This window comes from Brevibacillus reuszeri (assembly GCF_002897295.1).
GTDB lineage: Bacteria > Bacillota > Bacilli > Brevibacillales > Brevibacillaceae > Brevibacillus > Brevibacillus reuszeri_A.
Genome location: NZ_BEXF01000171.1, coordinates 1 through 224, shown reverse-complemented (window position 1 = coordinate 224; position 224 = coordinate 1). Strand labels below are relative to the sequence as shown.

The window sequence follows — 224 nt, the reverse complement described above, 5'->3', positions numbered from 1 at the left end:
TTCTCTCCTCGCCTACCTGTGTCGGTTTGCGGTACGGGCACCTTGTTCCTCGCTAGACGCTTTTCTTGGCAGTGTGAAATCAGGGACTTCGGTACTAAAATTTCCCTCGCCATCACAGCTTGTGCTTGACGGTGTGCGGATTTGCCTACACACCACACTTGCTGCTTGGACGGCCATCCAGTAGGCCGCTCACCCTATCCTCCTGCGTCACGCCATTGCTCAAG

1 rRNA gene is annotated in these 224 nt (G+C 55.4%); it reads right to left on the bottom strand.

Annotation, left to right across the window (positions count from 1 at the left end):
• Window positions 1–224: ribosomal RNA gene (locus C3B52_RS36065) — 23S ribosomal RNA — on the bottom strand; the annotation flags it as partial.